Raw genomic sequence first — 15,935 nt, 5'->3', positions numbered from 1 at the left:
AACATCCAGAGCGATGGTCAAAAGAAGAGCGAAACTGGCAACCAATAGGCGCTGTGGCGTTAAATCCAGAGCAACATAAAGAAGTTGCTTAACAATTTAGGCGACAACTGTCTTGAAAAACGCCGCATTACTAAAATTAGGCCAACAGGCCTGTATCAAGCAAATCTAATCTAGGCATGCGAAACAAGCTTTGGGGCATAAATGATTTGCATACCTTGCTTGCAATTGGTGTGATTCAACTCTGAACTTGAGGACGTTGAAGAAAATAGCGTGAGCCTGACAGGACGTCAGGCTAGCTTTCGCGGTACAGGATGTACCATCGGAAGCGTTAGCATTTTCGAATAAGTCCGAGGCCGATTCCAAATAAAGCCCAAAGCTGGATCAATCCCCATGGCGACCTTTTCGCAGCTGTTGTTTTGTAAATAGCGAAAATGTTGCGGGGCGGCTGGGAGTTCCAAGAGGGAACAGCCGTTGGTTTCCTCTTGGTCTGGTGTGGGCGAAGCGCCACGACCTTTGTGGCCGTAGGCCATTTCAAATAAAAATATACTACGGTTATTTACCGTCCATCGCTCGACGTTTTTTAAAGTCAGATTCTTCTAGCCATTTTGGCCAGTCGTTGTTGTTGGCAAGCTTTTCAATAATGTCACTGATTAAAGCGAGGTCTTGCTCGACTCCGCCTAAATTCCAGCTGGCATCATAATCGTCAGCATCTTGATGATATTTATGAGCAATGTAGTCTGGGTCTGTATCACCTAGGCTCATAAACATTAACCCTGGCACTCCTTGTTGGGCTAAGGCAAAGTGGTCTGAACGGAACATTAAGCCATTTTGTGGACGAGGATCTGCTTTTACAGTGCGCCCTTGTGCTTTGGCGGCATCATCTAAATAGGTCTCTAACTCAGACACACCCTGGCCGTAACGCAGGATGTAATTAACACCTTTACCAACGTTCATGCCGTCTATGTTTAAAAACGACACGAGTTGTTTAGTCGGTACCGGAGGATTGGCAGCAAAGTATTGCGCACCAATAAGGCCTGTTTCTTCTGCGGTAAAGGCAGTAAACAATATAGAGCGTTTAGGGACTTTATTTTGTGCTTTGAAATGACGCGCTAACTGTAATACTCCGGCAACACCTGAGGCATTATCGACAGCACCGTTATAAATGCGCGTTTTGCCATCTTGCACTGTTTTACCTAAATGATCCCAATGCGCATGCATAACAACCCATTCATCGGCTTGTGAACTGCCAGGTAACATACCTGCTACGTTATAAGAGGTGGCCAATTCGATTTGGTTTTTGAGGGTTAAATTGGCTTTAAGTTTTAGTGGTATCGCTTTAAAACCTGGCTTTGCGGCGGTGAGTTTCAGAGTGTCGTAATCAAGGCCTGCTGCGCTAAAGATTTTTTGTGCACCGTGATGTTGAACCCAACCCATGACACCGATGTGAGATTGATTTTTGTGGTTATCCACTAAGGTATATTTGGTATTGGTGTTGCTGTTTTCAACGACGTTCCAGCCGTAGGCTGCGGGTGCAGTTTCGTGCACAATAAACACCGCTTTGGCGCCCTGCCTTGCAGCTTCTTCGTACTTGTAAGTCCAGCGGCCATAGTAGGTCATGGCATTACCTTTAAAAACATCAGGGTCTTGAGTGGCAAAACCTGGATCATTGACCAGCATAATCAGCGTTTTACCTTTCACATCAACATTGGCGTAATCGTTCCATTGGTATTCTGGTGCATTGATACCGTAACCCACAAAAACAACGTCGCTGTTGTCTAATGACACTTGTGGCTGAATTTGTTCGGTGCGGGCGGTAAAGTCGCTGCCGTTATTTAGCACCACATCAGCAATGGTTAGCTGCATGGTTTGATCGGCTGTGATTTTAGCCATAGGCACAGCTTGACGGTAGCTGTCGCCAAAGCCCGGTTTGAGCCCTATCGCTTTGTATGCTTTCTCTAAATATTCAACGGTCAGTGTTTCACCCTTAGACAAAGGCCCACGACCTTCAAATTCATCACTGGCCAGGGTTTCTACATCTTGACGGTAGGTTTTTTCATCAAATTCAAATGGCGCGGCATTTGCGCTTGGTAATAAAAAAACGCCACATAAGGCTATTAAACGAAAGGTATTCACAGACAACATCCTTTGTAAATAATTAAGAAAATTTATTGTAACAATGACTAGGCATTAGAGCGGACTTCATCCTGCTAGAACACTGCGCGACGATAAAGACTAGGCTAACCAATATAGTCTGATGCGATAATCAGTGCTAGCGCTTTTTTATCGCTATTCAACGGGTTGTCAAAAGCGGTAAGCTAAGCCCGGGTTGGCCTGGTGCTGCTAGGTAACGTTTGTCTATCCATAATCCTATTGCGGCAACTAACACATCACCGTAAAAAATTAATGGAATTTGCTGACGACGCCATGGCGGTATATGACACTCCTGCCAAAGCTTTTTAAGCTCACGCGGTTTGCTGCGCTGCGATGTGGCAAACTGTGGCTGACATTTAATTGCACCAGATGCACCATACTGCACAGTGATTTGTGCTTGATCTAAAGGCAAGGCAAGTAATGGCGTTACTGATGTTGAAATATCTTGCTGTGCAAGCACCTGTGTCTGCATTTGCACACTAAACACCTGCTGCCCTATTTTGCCCGTGGCTTGATTTAGCTCGCCTGCTAATACTGCGCGAATATCATTTTCAAGCTTTGTGGCATCGACAGGTTCAAGCGCTTGATGGCTTAACACATATGCGATATTGGCAAAGCGTTTAACTTGATAATCGCCCCATTGAATGGCCACATTGGCATCATCTTTTGCATCAAGCAGTTGTGACAGTATTTGCTGTAATTGCGATTGCGATGGCAAACTCACACCACAATGCTGTAAATAACCTCGAAATAACAATGCTTGCCATGCAGGCGTTAATTGGCTCAACTGCGTCAGTTTAAACCCACTAGACTCAGTGATTAACCCATCGGTATCGGTGGGTAGAGTTAACCACTGGGGTAAGCGATGACTCACTTCATCATCAATCACTTGTTGTTGCTGTGCACACAATGCGGCGCTTCTTGCTGCTGTGGTGGCAACGCTTGGCCAGCGTTGTTTTAGACGAGGAATAATCTCTAGGCGTAAAAAGTTACGGTCGTAACTGTCGTCTTGATTACTCTCATCTTCTATGTGGCTTAATTGGTATTGGGCAGCAAACTGCTCTATTTGCAGACGGCTAATGGCTAACAGCGGTCTAAGCAACCAGGATTGCTTATATAATTGCATTGGCGCCATAGCGCCCAGACCTTTGGGGCCCTGACCACGTTTTAATGCCAGTAATAAGGTTTCGAGTTGATCATCTTGATGGTGGGCGGTAAGTAAGATATCGCCGGGATTAAGGTAGCGCTCAAACGCTTGATAACGCGCATCACGCGCTTTGGCTTCTAAGCTTTCCCTTGGGCCTTTTTCTACCTTAACCCGCTCTATTTGTACCGGCAGTTGGTAATGATTCGCACGGCTAATACAGTGCTCCACCCACACATTAGCATTAGGGCTTAAACCGTGATGCACGTGAATAAGCAAACATGCAATGTGTGGATGTTTTTGGGCGAAGGCACTTAAGCCAAACGCTAAGACCTCAGAGTCAACACCACCACTGTAAGCCAGCACTAACTTTGGCGCATGCTCATTGAGTTGCACACCTTGTTGGTACAAAGGCAGCACGCTATTTTCTATCAAGGTTAATAGATGTGCGGTTGTTATATTGTCTGACTTCTGCGTGGCATGAGTCATGATATCTGCCTAATTAAACGTAATTTTAACGTTATGTGAACCGAGTAATCGTTCAAGCGACAGCATTAACTCATCGCTTGGGTTGACCCGCCATTCATCACCTAAAGTAATCTTGCCGCTGGCTTCTGGCTTAACATAATTGATCACCACTGGCACCGCGCCATTACGCCATGGCGTTAGGGTTTGCTCGAACGTTTCTAGCCATTCAGGGGTGACATCATTGCCCTGGACATTAATTTCAACCGCTTTGGCAAAGTGACTGCGAGCTTCACCAATTTCGATCACATTACGGGCATTCATACGGTTGCCACCGGAGAAATCATCAAAACTGACATCGCCTTCACAAATGAGAATGCGATCTTTTTCTAGCAAGTGACCAAATTTTTCAAATGGCTCGGTAAATAGCATGATTTCGAGACGCGCACTTTTATCGTCAAGGGTAACTAGACCCATTTTAGAGCCACGCTTGGTGATCATCACTCGGGTTGCTACCACTAACCCAGCCGCTTTAACGGTTTTGCCACGCTCAGTTGGATGAATGTCTTTTAAACGGCCATTAGTGTATTGCTTGAGCTCTTTTAAGTACTGGTTAATCGGGTGTCCGGTTAAGTAGAGCCCTAAGGTTTCACGCTCACCTTCTAACCAAATTTTATCAGGCCATGGCGTGCATTGAACAAAGTTTTGCTTGCTGTCTTCTGGCTCGCTATTAAGCAAACCAAACATATCATGTTGGCCAATCGCTTCAGCTTTGGCATGCTGGGCTGCTGCGCTAATGGCTTCGGGTAAAGTTGCCATCATTGAGGCGCGATGTGGGCCTAGGGTGTCTAATGCCCCTGCTAGAATAAGTTTCTCGATGACGCGTTTGTTGAGCTTTTTTAAGTCGACACGAGCACAGAAATCAAATAAATCGATAAAAGGGCCGTCTTTGCGAGCGTCTAAAATCGAATCAACAGGGCCCTCGCCCACGCCTTTAATAGCGCCAATGCCATAAACAATATTAAGGTCGTCATCAACGGTAAACTTAAACAAGCCTTTGTTCACGTCTGGCGGAATAAGCGGTAAGCCCATGCGCTCGCATTCATCAACTAAGGTGACGATTTTGTCGGTGTTATCCATGTCGGCAGACATTACCGCGGCCATAAACTGCGCCGGATAATGGGTTTTAAGCCACAATGTTTGGTACGACACTAAAGCATATGCAGCCGAATGCGATTTGTTAAAACCGTAACCCGCAAACTTTTCTACCAGGTCGAAAATTTTCATCGACAGCTCGCCGTCGATGCCATTGTTGATAGCGCCTTCTTTAAAGGTGCCACGCTGCTTGGCCATTTCTTCCGGTTTTTTCTTACCCATTGCACGGCGGAGCATGTCCGCGCCGCCTAGGGTGTAACCAGAAAGTACCTGAGCAATCTGCATAACCTGCTCTTGATACAAGATAATGCCGTAGGTAGGTGACAGTAACTCTTTTAACGATTCGTGTTGATATTCAGAGTCTGGGTAAGACACTTCTTCACGGCCGTGCTTACGTTCGATAAAGTTATCAACCATGCCCGACTGCAGCGGCCCTGGACGAAACAGCGCCACCAATGCAATCATATCTTCAAAACAATCTGGCTGTAGACGTTTAATCAAGTCTTTCATACCGCGGGATTCGAGCTGGAATACCGCGGTGGTTTCGTAGCGTTGCAACAACCTGAAACAAGCAGGATCGGCAAGCGGGATGGATTCGATACGAACCGGCTCTTTACCTTCTTTAACTTGGCGCGGATTAATCATCTGCAATGCCCAGTCAATAATGGTTAAGGTCCGTAATCCCAAGAAGTCGAACTTAACTAAACCGGCGGTTTCAACGTCGTTTTTATCGAATTGGGTAACCGGGTTTAAACCTTCAGCGTCGCAATATAGCGGCGCAAAGTCAGTGATCCGTGTGGGGGCAATCACCACACCACCGGCATGTTTACCCGCGTTACGGGTGACCCCTTCAAGGCGGCGACACATGTCGATTAGCTCTTTTACGTCTTCATCTGCGGCGTAGGCTTCGGGTAGCGCTGGCTCAACCTCAAAGGCCTTGGCCAATGTCATCCCAGGTTCTGCTGGGATCATTTTTGTTAAGCGCTCAACAAAACCGTATGGATGGCCTAATACTCGGCCAACATCACGTACAACCGCTTTTGCCGCCATGGTTCCAAAGGTAATAATCTGTGATACCGCTTCACGGCCATATAGCTCGGCTACGTGGTCAATCACCTCGTCACGACGGTCCATACAAAAGTCGACGTCAAAATCGGGCATCGAGACACGTTCAGGGTTTAAGAAACGTTCGAACAGTAAGTCATACTCTAACGGATCAAGGTCGGTAATTTTAAGCGCATAGGCCACCAGCGATCCCGCACCAGAACCACGACCAGGCCCGACAGGAATACCGTTATCTTTACCCCACTGAATAAACTCCATTACGATAAGGAAGTAACCAGGGAAACCCATCTGGTTAATGACTTTGAGTTCAATTTCGAGGCGTTCGTCATACTCACCACGCTTTTCAGCTCTTACCTGTGGGTCAGGAAATAAAAACTCGAGTCGCTCTTCTAAGCCTTTTTCAGACACATCAACTAAAAAGTCTTCAATTGATAAATCGCCAGTAGGGAAGTTCGGTAAAAAGTACTCGTGTAATCGAATGGTGACGTTACACCGTTTAGCGATTTCGACGGTATTTTGTATCGCTGATGGGATATCGCTAAACAGTTCACACATCTCATCTTGACTGCGTAAATACTGTTGGTCGCTGTAGGTTTTAGGGCGACGAGGATCCACAAGGGTAAAACCATCATGAATCGCCACGCGGATTTCGTGAGCTTCAAAGTCATCTTGCTTTAAAAACACCACCTGGTTAGTGGCAACTACCGGCAAACCTCTGCTTGATGCCAGCTCAACCGCCATGTGTAGGTAACGTTCTTCATCGGCGCGCCCTGTTCGGATTAATTCTAAATAGTAGCGGTCGTCAAAGTGTTGTTGGTAAAAGCTCACTAAAGCGTCAACCTGGTTTTGATTGCCTTTTAATAACGCCTTACCAACATCACCTTCTTTAGCACCCGATAAAATAATCAAACCACGGTTAAATTTAACTAACCAATCTTGATCAATCACCACCCGGCCATCAATTTGACCACGTAAGTAAGCTTCACTGATTAATTGGGTCAGGTTTTGATAGCCTTCGTTGTCCATCGCTATAATAGTCAACGCGCAAAATTCTTTTTCAAAGCCTGGCGTTTGCACCCAAAAGTCGGCACCGACTATGGGTTTAATACCCGCGCCATGGCAACCACCATAAAACTTTACCAAGCCGCAAAAGTTGTTTTGATCGGTTAACGCTATTGCCGCCATGTCGAGGCTTTCTGCCGCAGCAATAATGGGCTTAACTTTTGCGACGCCGTCAGACATCGAAAAATCACTGTGAACGCGTAAATGAACAAAACGAGGATCGGACATAGATTAATTATTCTTCGAAAAAGATGAATGTAATAACATGAAAAGCGGGATTTAGACTATCAAACTAAGCAACTTTCTCCAATGATTAAGTCGGTTATTGTCTTTAATATCAAGATTTATTCTGCAGTAAAATACGTTCAGCAACCGGTTTAAAGCTTTTACGATGCTCAGGCAATACGCCGTGCAATGCTAAAGCCTCAAAATGAGCTTTAGTTGGGTAGCCTTTGTGTTTAGCAAAGCCATATTGAGGATATTGTTGGTCTAACATATCCATTTCAGCGTCGCGGGTCACTTTAGCAATAATAGAAGCCGCACTAATGGCTGCTACTAAGCCGTCACCTTTAATCACGGCATGACTCGCAATACCAAAGTCAGGTACGCGATTACCGTCGACGAGTACGCGGTGCGGCTGAATACTTAATCCGGCAACTGCTCGTTGCATGGCTAACATGGTGGCATGCAAAATGTTCAGCTCATCAATTTCTGCCGGGCTAGCTCGGCCAACACTGACACTCAGCGCCTTGTCGATAATATCTTGATATAAGGCATTACGGCGTTTTTCGCTGAGCTTTTTAGAGTCATTTAAACCTGCAATAGGCTTATTGGGATCTAAAATCACAGCCGCTGTCACCACGTCGCCCACTAATGGGCCGCGGCCAACCTCATCAACGCCAGCAACAACACCTTGCGATATCAAATTGACTTGTTCAGGTGTGATGTTTTTTATCACTACCGGCATAGTATCAAGCGTTATCATTAGGATTGTCCTGTTACCAGTAAAGCATCTACAGCATCTGCTGCGCGCTCACTGGCATTGCATTTAAGTAGCTGATGCAATTGCTCAAATCGGGCATTTAACGGCGCAAAATCTTTATTCAACTGATCAATTATCGCGTCTGCAATTAATTGAGGTTGGCAATTTGCTTGCATCAATTCAGGCACAATCGTTTCATTTGCCAGTAAATTAGGTAATGAATAATTGCTGATGTTCATCATCCGAATGGCGATAGCATAAGTTATCGGACTCACACGGTAAGAAACCACCATAGGACGCTTAACCAGCATCGCCTCTAAAGTGGCAGTGCCAGACGCTAATAAAATACAGTCTGCAGCCGCCATCACTTCACGAGAATGACCATCAATAAGATGAATTTCTAAATCAGGAGCATATTGCTTTAACGCTTCAGTAAATTGTTTTTTGCGCGCCTCATTCACTAGAGGCGTCACTAACTTAATGTCTGGATAGGCCTGTTTAACTAATACTGCTGCTTTAATAAAAGGCTCGGCAAGCTGGGCTAATTCGCCCCCACGAGAACCGGGCAATACCGCGAGGTATTCAGCCGTTGGGTCGAGGCCTAACTCAGCACGTGCGGCCAGTTTATCGCTTTGCATTGGAATATCATCAGCCAATGTATGGCCAACAAATGTGCACGGAACTTGATGTTTATCGTAAAAGGCTTTTTCGAACGGCAATAAAGACAGCACCATATTGGTGGCTTTGGCTATTTTAAAAATGCGTTTTGGACGCCACGCCCATACCGAAGGGCTAACGTAATGCACTGTTTTAATGCCTTTGGCTTTTAATTTAAGCTCAACACCAATATTAAAATCAGGCGCATCGATGCCTATAAAGCAATCAGGTGCGAGTTCGGTAATCTGTTTGATCAGACTTGAACGGATCTTGAGTAAACGTGGCAAGCGTGACAGCACTTCGACCAGGCCCATTACGGCTAACTCTTCCATTGAGAATAAGCTTTCAAAACCGAGCGCTTGCATACGCGGACCACCAATACCAATGAAACGGGCATCAGGATGGCGTTTTTTAAGTGATTTAACTAAGCCAGCACCTAAAATATCGCCGGAGATTTCTCCGGCGACAATGGCAAATATTTTTTGAGAACGTTGAGTCATCGTGTCTTCTATCGAATAATGCCGCGACCAGGATGATTAATAAATTCCATAAAGGCTTTTACATTTTCATCTTTTTCAGCCATCTCACTCACTTCAGCGTTGGCTTCTTCAATGGTTAAGCTTTTACGGAACACAGCTTTATACGCATTTAAAATCGCACGCTGGCTTTCTTTGCTAAAACCACGACGTTTTAAGCCTTCAAGGTTTAATCCACGTGGTGCGGCGGGAGAACCCGCTGCCATCACAAATGGCGGCACATCTTGTAATATAAGAGAGGCACCTGCGGTGAAAGCATGATTACCAATGCGAACAAATTGATGCACACCTGTCATACCGCCAAGAATAACCCAATCGCCGACATGTACATGGCCAGCAATTGAAGCATTGTTAGCCATGATCACATTATTACCCACAACACAGTCGTGAGCGATATGCACATAAGCCATAAATAAGCAGTTTGAGCCGATACGGGTTTCGTGATTGTCTTGTGTGGTACCACGATGAATGGTGACAGATTCACGAATGATATTGTTATCACCGATAATTAAGCGTGTTTGTTCGCCAGCATACTTTTTGTCTTGGCACTCTTCACCGACTGATGCAAATTGAAATATGCGGTTGCCTTTACCAATCACGGTTGGGCCTTTAACAACCACATGAGAGCTTATCCATGTGTCGTCGCCAATTTCAACGTTTTCGCCAATGTAGGTCCAAGGGCCTATCGTTACATTTTGTCCGATTTTGGCTGTTGGGTGAACAAATGCTAATTTATCTATCACTTTTTAATCTCTCTACGTGCACACATAATTTCTGCAGAACAAACCAGTTCCCCATCAACTAATGCTTCACCAATAAACACACCAATGCCACGGCGCTCTTTAATCATTTTGACGTGAAAATGTATTTGATCGCCGGGCTCAACCACACGTTTAAAACGCGCTTTATCGATACCAGCAAAATAGTACAATACGTCAGGAGAAGGCTCTGTACTCATGGTTTTAAACGCGAGTAAGCCTGTTGCTTGAGCCATTGCTTCTAAAATCAATACACCCGGCATTACCGGCTGTATAGGGAAATGGCCCTGAAAAAATGGTTCATTAATGGTGACGTTTTTAATCGCATGTAATTGCTCACCCTTGGTGAAATCAACAACACGGTCGATTAACAAAAATGGATATCTATGAGGTAGATATTTAAGGATCTCTTTAATATCCATGGTGTTTAGTTGGTTTGACACACTACATTCCTTAATCAAGGCCGAATATTAGGTTATTCGTCGCCCTTGGCACTTTTTTCGAGCTGTTTAACTCGGCTAAATAATTCATCTAATTGACGGAAACGCACAGTGTTACGACGCCAAAGTTTGTTTTCCATTGCAATAGTAGCAGAAGAATACACGCCTTTGTCACGAATAACACTCGTTACATTGGTCCCACCAGAGACATGAACACCGTCAGCAATGGATAAATGCCCAGAAATTGCACAGTTACCACCAATAATACAGTACTTACCAATGGTCGAACTGCCCGCGATAACCGTACCACCAGCAATCGCACTGTTTTGCCCAATAATCACATTATGGGCAATTTGAATCTGGTTATCGATAATCACACCGTCATGGATTTCGGTAGGTGACAACGCACCTCTGTCGATACTTGTGCACGCACCAATTTCGACATTATTACCAATCCTAACACCGCCGGTTTGGGGTATTTTAATCCAAGTACCACGCTCATTGGCATAACCAAAGCCATCAGAACCAATTACAGTACCAGACTGCACAAGACAGTGTTGCCCCATGTGAACATTATGATAAATGGTTACGTTAGCCCATAGGCGCGAGTCAGAGCCAATAATACTGTCTTGACCGATGACACAACCGGGACCGACTTGAACGTTCTCGCCTAAAATAACACCCGCTTCGATCACCGCATTCGCACCAATAGCAACACCGTCACCAATAATAGCAGAAGGGTCAATGTGTGCCGATGGATGAATTCCTAATGCTTGTTTAGGTGTGGTATCGAGCAGTTGTGCCACTCGGGCAAAACTCACATAAGGGTCAGCAACAATTAATGCATTGCCTTGATAAAATTCAGCTTCTTTTTCGCTCAGCAATACCGCACTAGCTTGAGTTGCCTCAAGCAGTGCACGGTATTTACCATTGGCTAAAAAAGAGAGTTGACCTTGAACCGCATCTTCAAGTGTTGCAACACTGGAAATTACCAATGCTGCATCGCCTTTAATCGTTGCGTTTAATTGCTGGCCAAGCTCTTTTAAAGTCACTTTTTGCATATTACTTATTTGCCTTTGCTTAAGGCTTCAACCACTTTACCGCTGATGTCAGCTTCTGGCTTAACAAAAATAACTGCACCACGTTGTAACACTAGGTCGTAATCTTCTTTACCAGCAATGGTATTTATCGCTTGTTGAACTTGAACTAATAGTTTGTTTTGCTCTTCACCTTGACGACGACGCATGTCTTCATCCAGTGCTTTGCCTTTTAATTGGAAATCAGACTTTAATGATTCCATTTTACGTACTAATTCAGTTTTTTGAGTGTCGCTCATTAATGCGCCGTCTCGTTGTTGCTTTTCAACTAACGTACGCATTTCTTCCTGCATTTTTTGAACTTCAGCAACACGATCGCCAAATTCAGTTTTTAATGACTTTGCAATTTGCTCGCGCTGTGGCAACTGCTCAAATACTTCACCCATATCAACCACTGCGATTTTCTCAGCGTGAGCTAGCATAGGTGTAGCAAGAAATGCCAAAGTAACTAGTGCGCGATTTACCATCTTTTTCAAAGTAGACTCCTTTTAAACTTGTTGTTATCAGCAAAACTTGCCGAGTGTATTTGTTTTAGAACGTTTTGCCAATATTGAACGAGAAAATCTCTGTTTCATCGTCTTCATATTCTTTAATTGGCCAGGCTAAACTGAATACCATTGGTCCCATAGGCGACAACCACTGTACGCTCATACCCCATGATGCCCGAATACGTTCAGGGTCGCTATAATCACTTAACTGAGAAAATTGATCCGAAGGTAAATAACGATAGCCATCATAATCAAATTCAGTATCCCACACGTTACCGGCATCGATGAAGAAGCTGGTACGTACCGAGTTGGTATAAGCTTCATCTAAGAATGGCGTTGGCACGATCATCTCAATACTGGCGGTTGCAATTGCGTTACCACCAATAGAGCTACCATCACTCACATAAACTGAGTCTGGGTCGCCTGGTAAGCTACAACCATCCGCTGATGGGTCTGGCGAACAAGATTCACTACCACGGTAGAGATAGAATGAACGTGGACCCACAGAGTTAGAGGAGAAGCCACGCAATGAACTTGAACCACCTGAGTAGTAGTTCTCCCAGAACGGTAAAATTTGATCATTGTCGTTATAGCTACCATAACCGTTAGCGTAACCTAAATGCGCTCGCGCTAACAAAACAAATCCGTGTTGACGAGTCATCGGGAAATAGAAGTTAGTTTCGAAGTCAGTTTTAAAATATTGTAAATCTGACCCCGGTATCGTCACTTTACCGCTAAAACGTTGCGACGAACCATCTGTAGGGAACGTACCACGGTTAAGCGTACTGCGATACCATCCTGCACTTAGCTCAAAGTTATCAAAACTTAAATCAGAATCGACATCATCAGTTTCACGGTAAATATTATAAAAACGCACCGCTTGTTCGTAAGATGAGATTTCAGAAATGGTGTTATGACGATAACCAATACCACCATTTAAACGGTTAGATTCGTTTACTGGGAAGCCTGAAGTCAATGCAACACCATAAGATTTGTTCTTATAACGCTCAAGGTTAGCTTCGTTAGCATCAAACTCGTTCCAATAAATGCTTCCGCCTAAACTGACACCGTCTTTGGTAAAATACGGATCGGTATAAGACAAGGTCGCACTTTTTGAATATTTGTTGGTGTTAATGCTCACACCGGCTTGGTTACCGGTACCAAGGAAGTTATTTTGCTCAACACCAAACTGTAAGCTAACGCCTGACTCTGTACCGTAGCCCACACCCGCGTTGAACGAACCTGATGGTTGCTCTTTAACGGTAACCGCGACATCAACAAGATCGTCACTGCCAGGCACTTGAATGGTTTCAGTTTCAACCGTTTCGAAGTAACCCAAACGGTTAAGACGAGTTTTAGATTGTTCGATTTGCGCTGAGTTTAACCAAGCCCCTTCCATTTGACGCAATTCACGACGCATCACTTCATCTTTAGTTACGGTATTACCGGTAAAGTTGATAGAGCGAACATAAACACGTTTACCAGGATTAACATTGATGTTGAGAACAACTTCTTTGTTTTCATCATCAATTTCTGGATAGGTTTTGACTTCTGGGTAAGCGTAACCAAAACGGCCAAGGTATTTACTGTACATTTCTTCGGTGAATGTCACATCTGCACCGTTGTACATATTGCCGGGTTTAATTGGCAAAATCGATTTCATTAACTCTTCACGGCCCATAAGGTCGCCCACTAAGTTAACGTCTTTAACCTTGTATTTTTCGCCTTCATTAACGTTAATTGTGATGTACAAACCTTTACGGTCTGGCGTCATCGCAACCTGAGTAGACGTCACTTCAAAGCGAATATAGCCTTGGTTGTGATAATACGTCTTAATGGTTTCTAAGTCGGCTTGTAGTTTTTGCTTTTGATAGCGACGCTCGCCGAATAAATCCCACCAGGCGACAAAGTCTTTAAGCTCAAGCATGCTAATCAGCTCTGAGTCAGAAAAGACTGTGTTACCTACTACGTTAATTTGACGAATTTCTGCCGCAAGGCCTTCAGTAAACTTAAATTTAAGTTCAACACGGTTACGCGGTAAATTTATGATTTGCGCTTCAACTTTAGCGCCATACTTACCCACGCCGTAATAGAAATCTTGCAGGCCTTTTTCAATGCCTGACAACATCGTTCTATCTAACGACTCACCTGATTTAACACCAGAACCATCAAGACTTTCTTGTAGCTGTTCGTCTTTGATGTCTTTGTTGCCTTCAAACGAGATAATACTGATGGTTGGACGTTCTTTGACGTTCACATACAAAATGCCATTTTCATGGCTAATACTGATGTTTTCAAAGTTGGTCGAACCATACAGGCTCTTAATGGCTTGCTGTAATTTAACTTCATCTATCGTGTCACCTACTTTCACAGGCAAACTTAATAGCGCTGCACCGAGAGCAACTCGTTGCAAACCTTCTACTTGAATGTCGGTCACTTCAAAAGGTTGGAAAGACTCTGCCCAACCATTCCCTGAAAAAGACGCGCCGACGAATAACATCGAGGCAAAAATTTTATTCAATCTCATAGAGCACTTCTAATTATTTGTCTGTCCTTGCTCAGAGTCGGGCAAAATCGTTGAATAAGGCTACGCCCATCAACATTAGCAGCAAAGCTGCGCCAAACCTGAAACCTATTTCCTGTACCTTTTCCGGTACAGGCTTACCAGTAATCACTTCTACAAAGTAATACAGCAAGTGTCCACCATCGAGCACTGGCAAAGGCATTAAATTAATAATGCCTAAGTTAACGCTGATGAGCGCGATAAACCCAAGAAAATACACTAACCCGTAACTTGCACTGGCGCCTGCGCCTTGTGCAATCGAGATAGGACCGCTTAGGTTTTTCACCGACACATCGCCGGTAAATAACTTTCCAATCATCTTGAAGCTGACCACAACGAGTTGCCACGTTTTGTCTGCTGCCGCGATGAGCGAATCTACTATGCCATACTCAAGTTCAAAGCGCATATTATCTGGCCATGGTGCTTGAGTTGGGCTTATGCCAACAATACCAATGGTTTGCCCATCTGCGTTTTGTTGTGCTTTAGGTGTCACATCGACATGGATGACTTGGCCATCACGTATCAATGTCATGTTGATTGTTTGGTTTGCCGATGTTTGTACCACATCAACAAAAGCATTCCAATCACTGTAAGGGTTACCGTTAATACTGGTTAAGGTGTCACCCACCTGTAAACCCGCTTGCTCTGCGGCACTGTCAGCACTGACAACGGCAATGGTGGGGTCAATACCTGGGCGGAAAATATGTAAACCTAACGAGGTGATAGGTGAGGTTTTTTCTGGGTCAAACACCCAGTCACTTGTATCTAACGTGACTGTCTTTGTCGGCATATCCATGCCCGACAAGGTTGCTAGCGGCGCGATGGTTAAATCGAGACTGCTGTCTCCAATGTGTCCGACTAAAGCCAGGTTCACTTCTTCCCAAGTGCGCACGTTTTGGCCTGACACAGCAATAATCTGTTGTGGCTCGACCACATTGATGATGCCTGCAGGACTGTCTAATTTGGTGCTATCGATAACCGGTTTAAGTGACGGGGTACCAATTATGTACATAATGTACAAAGCAACAATGGCAAAAATAAAGTTAGCAATGGGGCCTGCAGATACAATGGCAATACGTTGCCATACCGTTTTACGGTTAAAAGCCTGGTCAACTAATTCAGCAGGTACATCTTCAACCCGCTCATCGAGCATTTTAACGTAACCACCGAGTGGGATCATCGCGACCACATACTCAGTACCGTCTTGGCCTACTTTACGCCAAATGGCTTTACCAAACCCAATAGAGAAACGCTCCACTTTGACGCCACAACGACGAGCAACCCAGAAATGGCCGTATTCATGGGCAGTAATTAAAATACCCAATGCAACGATAAATGAACCAAGGCTCCACAAAAAATCTATCATTATTTC

11 protein-coding genes are annotated in these 15,935 nt (G+C 44.5%); all 11 read right to left on the bottom strand.

Translation table 11 applies throughout. The features are described from left to right. Positions 1-552: 552 nt before the first annotated feature. Positions 553-2,142, bottom strand: a complete 1,590-nt coding sequence (locus tag IEY48_RS16120) for a M28 family metallopeptidase (RefSeq protein ID WP_188922148.1) — start codon at positions 2,140-2,142, stop codon at positions 553-555. A 148-nt stretch (positions 2,143-2,290) separates the two neighbouring features. Then, on the bottom strand, positions 2,291-3,784 hold the full coding sequence (tilS, locus tag IEY48_RS16115; RefSeq protein ID WP_188922146.1) for a tRNA lysidine(34) synthetase TilS: 1,494 nt from the start codon (positions 3,782-3,784) through the stop codon (positions 2,291-2,293). A gap of 9 nt (positions 3,785-3,793) precedes the next feature. Continuing rightward, positions 3,794-7,270, bottom strand: a complete 3,477-nt coding sequence (gene dnaE, locus IEY48_RS16110; protein ID WP_188922145.1) for a DNA polymerase III subunit alpha — start codon at positions 7,268-7,270, stop codon at positions 3,794-3,796. 109 nt (positions 7,271-7,379) lie between these two features. Then, positions 7,380-8,009, bottom strand: coding sequence for a ribonuclease HII (gene rnhB / locus IEY48_RS16105; protein WP_188922156.1), 630 nt, complete (start codon positions 8,007-8,009; stop codon positions 7,380-7,382). A 17-nt stretch (positions 8,010-8,026) separates the two neighbouring features. After that, positions 8,027-9,181, bottom strand: coding sequence for a lipid-A-disaccharide synthase (gene lpxB, locus IEY48_RS16100; protein ID WP_188922143.1), 1,155 nt, complete (start codon positions 9,179-9,181; stop codon positions 8,027-8,029). 8 nt (positions 9,182-9,189) lie between these two features. Next, entirely contained in the window at positions 9,190-9,960 is a 771-nt protein-coding gene (gene lpxA / locus IEY48_RS16095; RefSeq protein WP_188922141.1) for an acyl-ACP--UDP-N-acetylglucosamine O-acyltransferase, read from the bottom strand. Then, positions 9,957-10,418 carry a 3-hydroxyacyl-ACP dehydratase FabZ gene (fabZ, locus tag IEY48_RS16090; protein WP_188922139.1) on the bottom strand — a complete coding sequence of 154 codons (462 nt, stop codon included), beginning with the start codon at positions 10,416-10,418 and terminating at the stop codon, positions 9,957-9,959. The genes lpxA and fabZ overlap by 4 nt, the downstream gene beginning before the upstream one ends. Positions 10,419-10,450: 32 nt before the next feature. Beyond that, positions 10,451-11,476 (bottom strand): UDP-3-O-(3-hydroxymyristoyl)glucosamine N-acyltransferase, encoded by a 1,026-nt coding sequence (gene lpxD, locus IEY48_RS16085; protein WP_188922137.1) that lies wholly within the window; start codon positions 11,474-11,476, stop codon positions 10,451-10,453. A gap of 5 nt (positions 11,477-11,481) precedes the next feature. After that, positions 11,482-11,979, bottom strand: a complete 498-nt coding sequence (locus tag IEY48_RS16080; protein WP_188922154.1) for an OmpH/Skp family outer membrane protein — start codon at positions 11,977-11,979, stop codon at positions 11,482-11,484. 64 nt (positions 11,980-12,043) lie between these two features. Next, positions 12,044-14,527 carry an outer membrane protein assembly factor BamA gene (bamA, locus tag IEY48_RS16075; RefSeq protein WP_188922135.1) on the bottom strand — a complete coding sequence of 828 codons (2,484 nt, stop codon included), beginning with the start codon at positions 14,525-14,527 and terminating at the stop codon, positions 12,044-12,046. Between the two features lie 31 nt (positions 14,528-14,558). Then, positions 14,559-15,929, bottom strand: coding sequence for a sigma E protease regulator RseP (rseP, locus tag IEY48_RS16070; RefSeq protein WP_188922133.1), 1,371 nt, complete (start codon positions 15,927-15,929; stop codon positions 14,559-14,561). Positions 15,930-15,935: the final 6 nt, after the last annotated feature.

The organism is Shewanella saliphila (assembly GCF_014648295.1).
GTDB classification, from domain to species: Bacteria; Pseudomonadota; Gammaproteobacteria; order Enterobacterales; family Shewanellaceae; genus Shewanella; species Shewanella saliphila.
The sequence above is the reverse complement of the archived record's forward strand: the minus strand, read 5'-3'. Positions and strand labels throughout refer to the sequence as shown.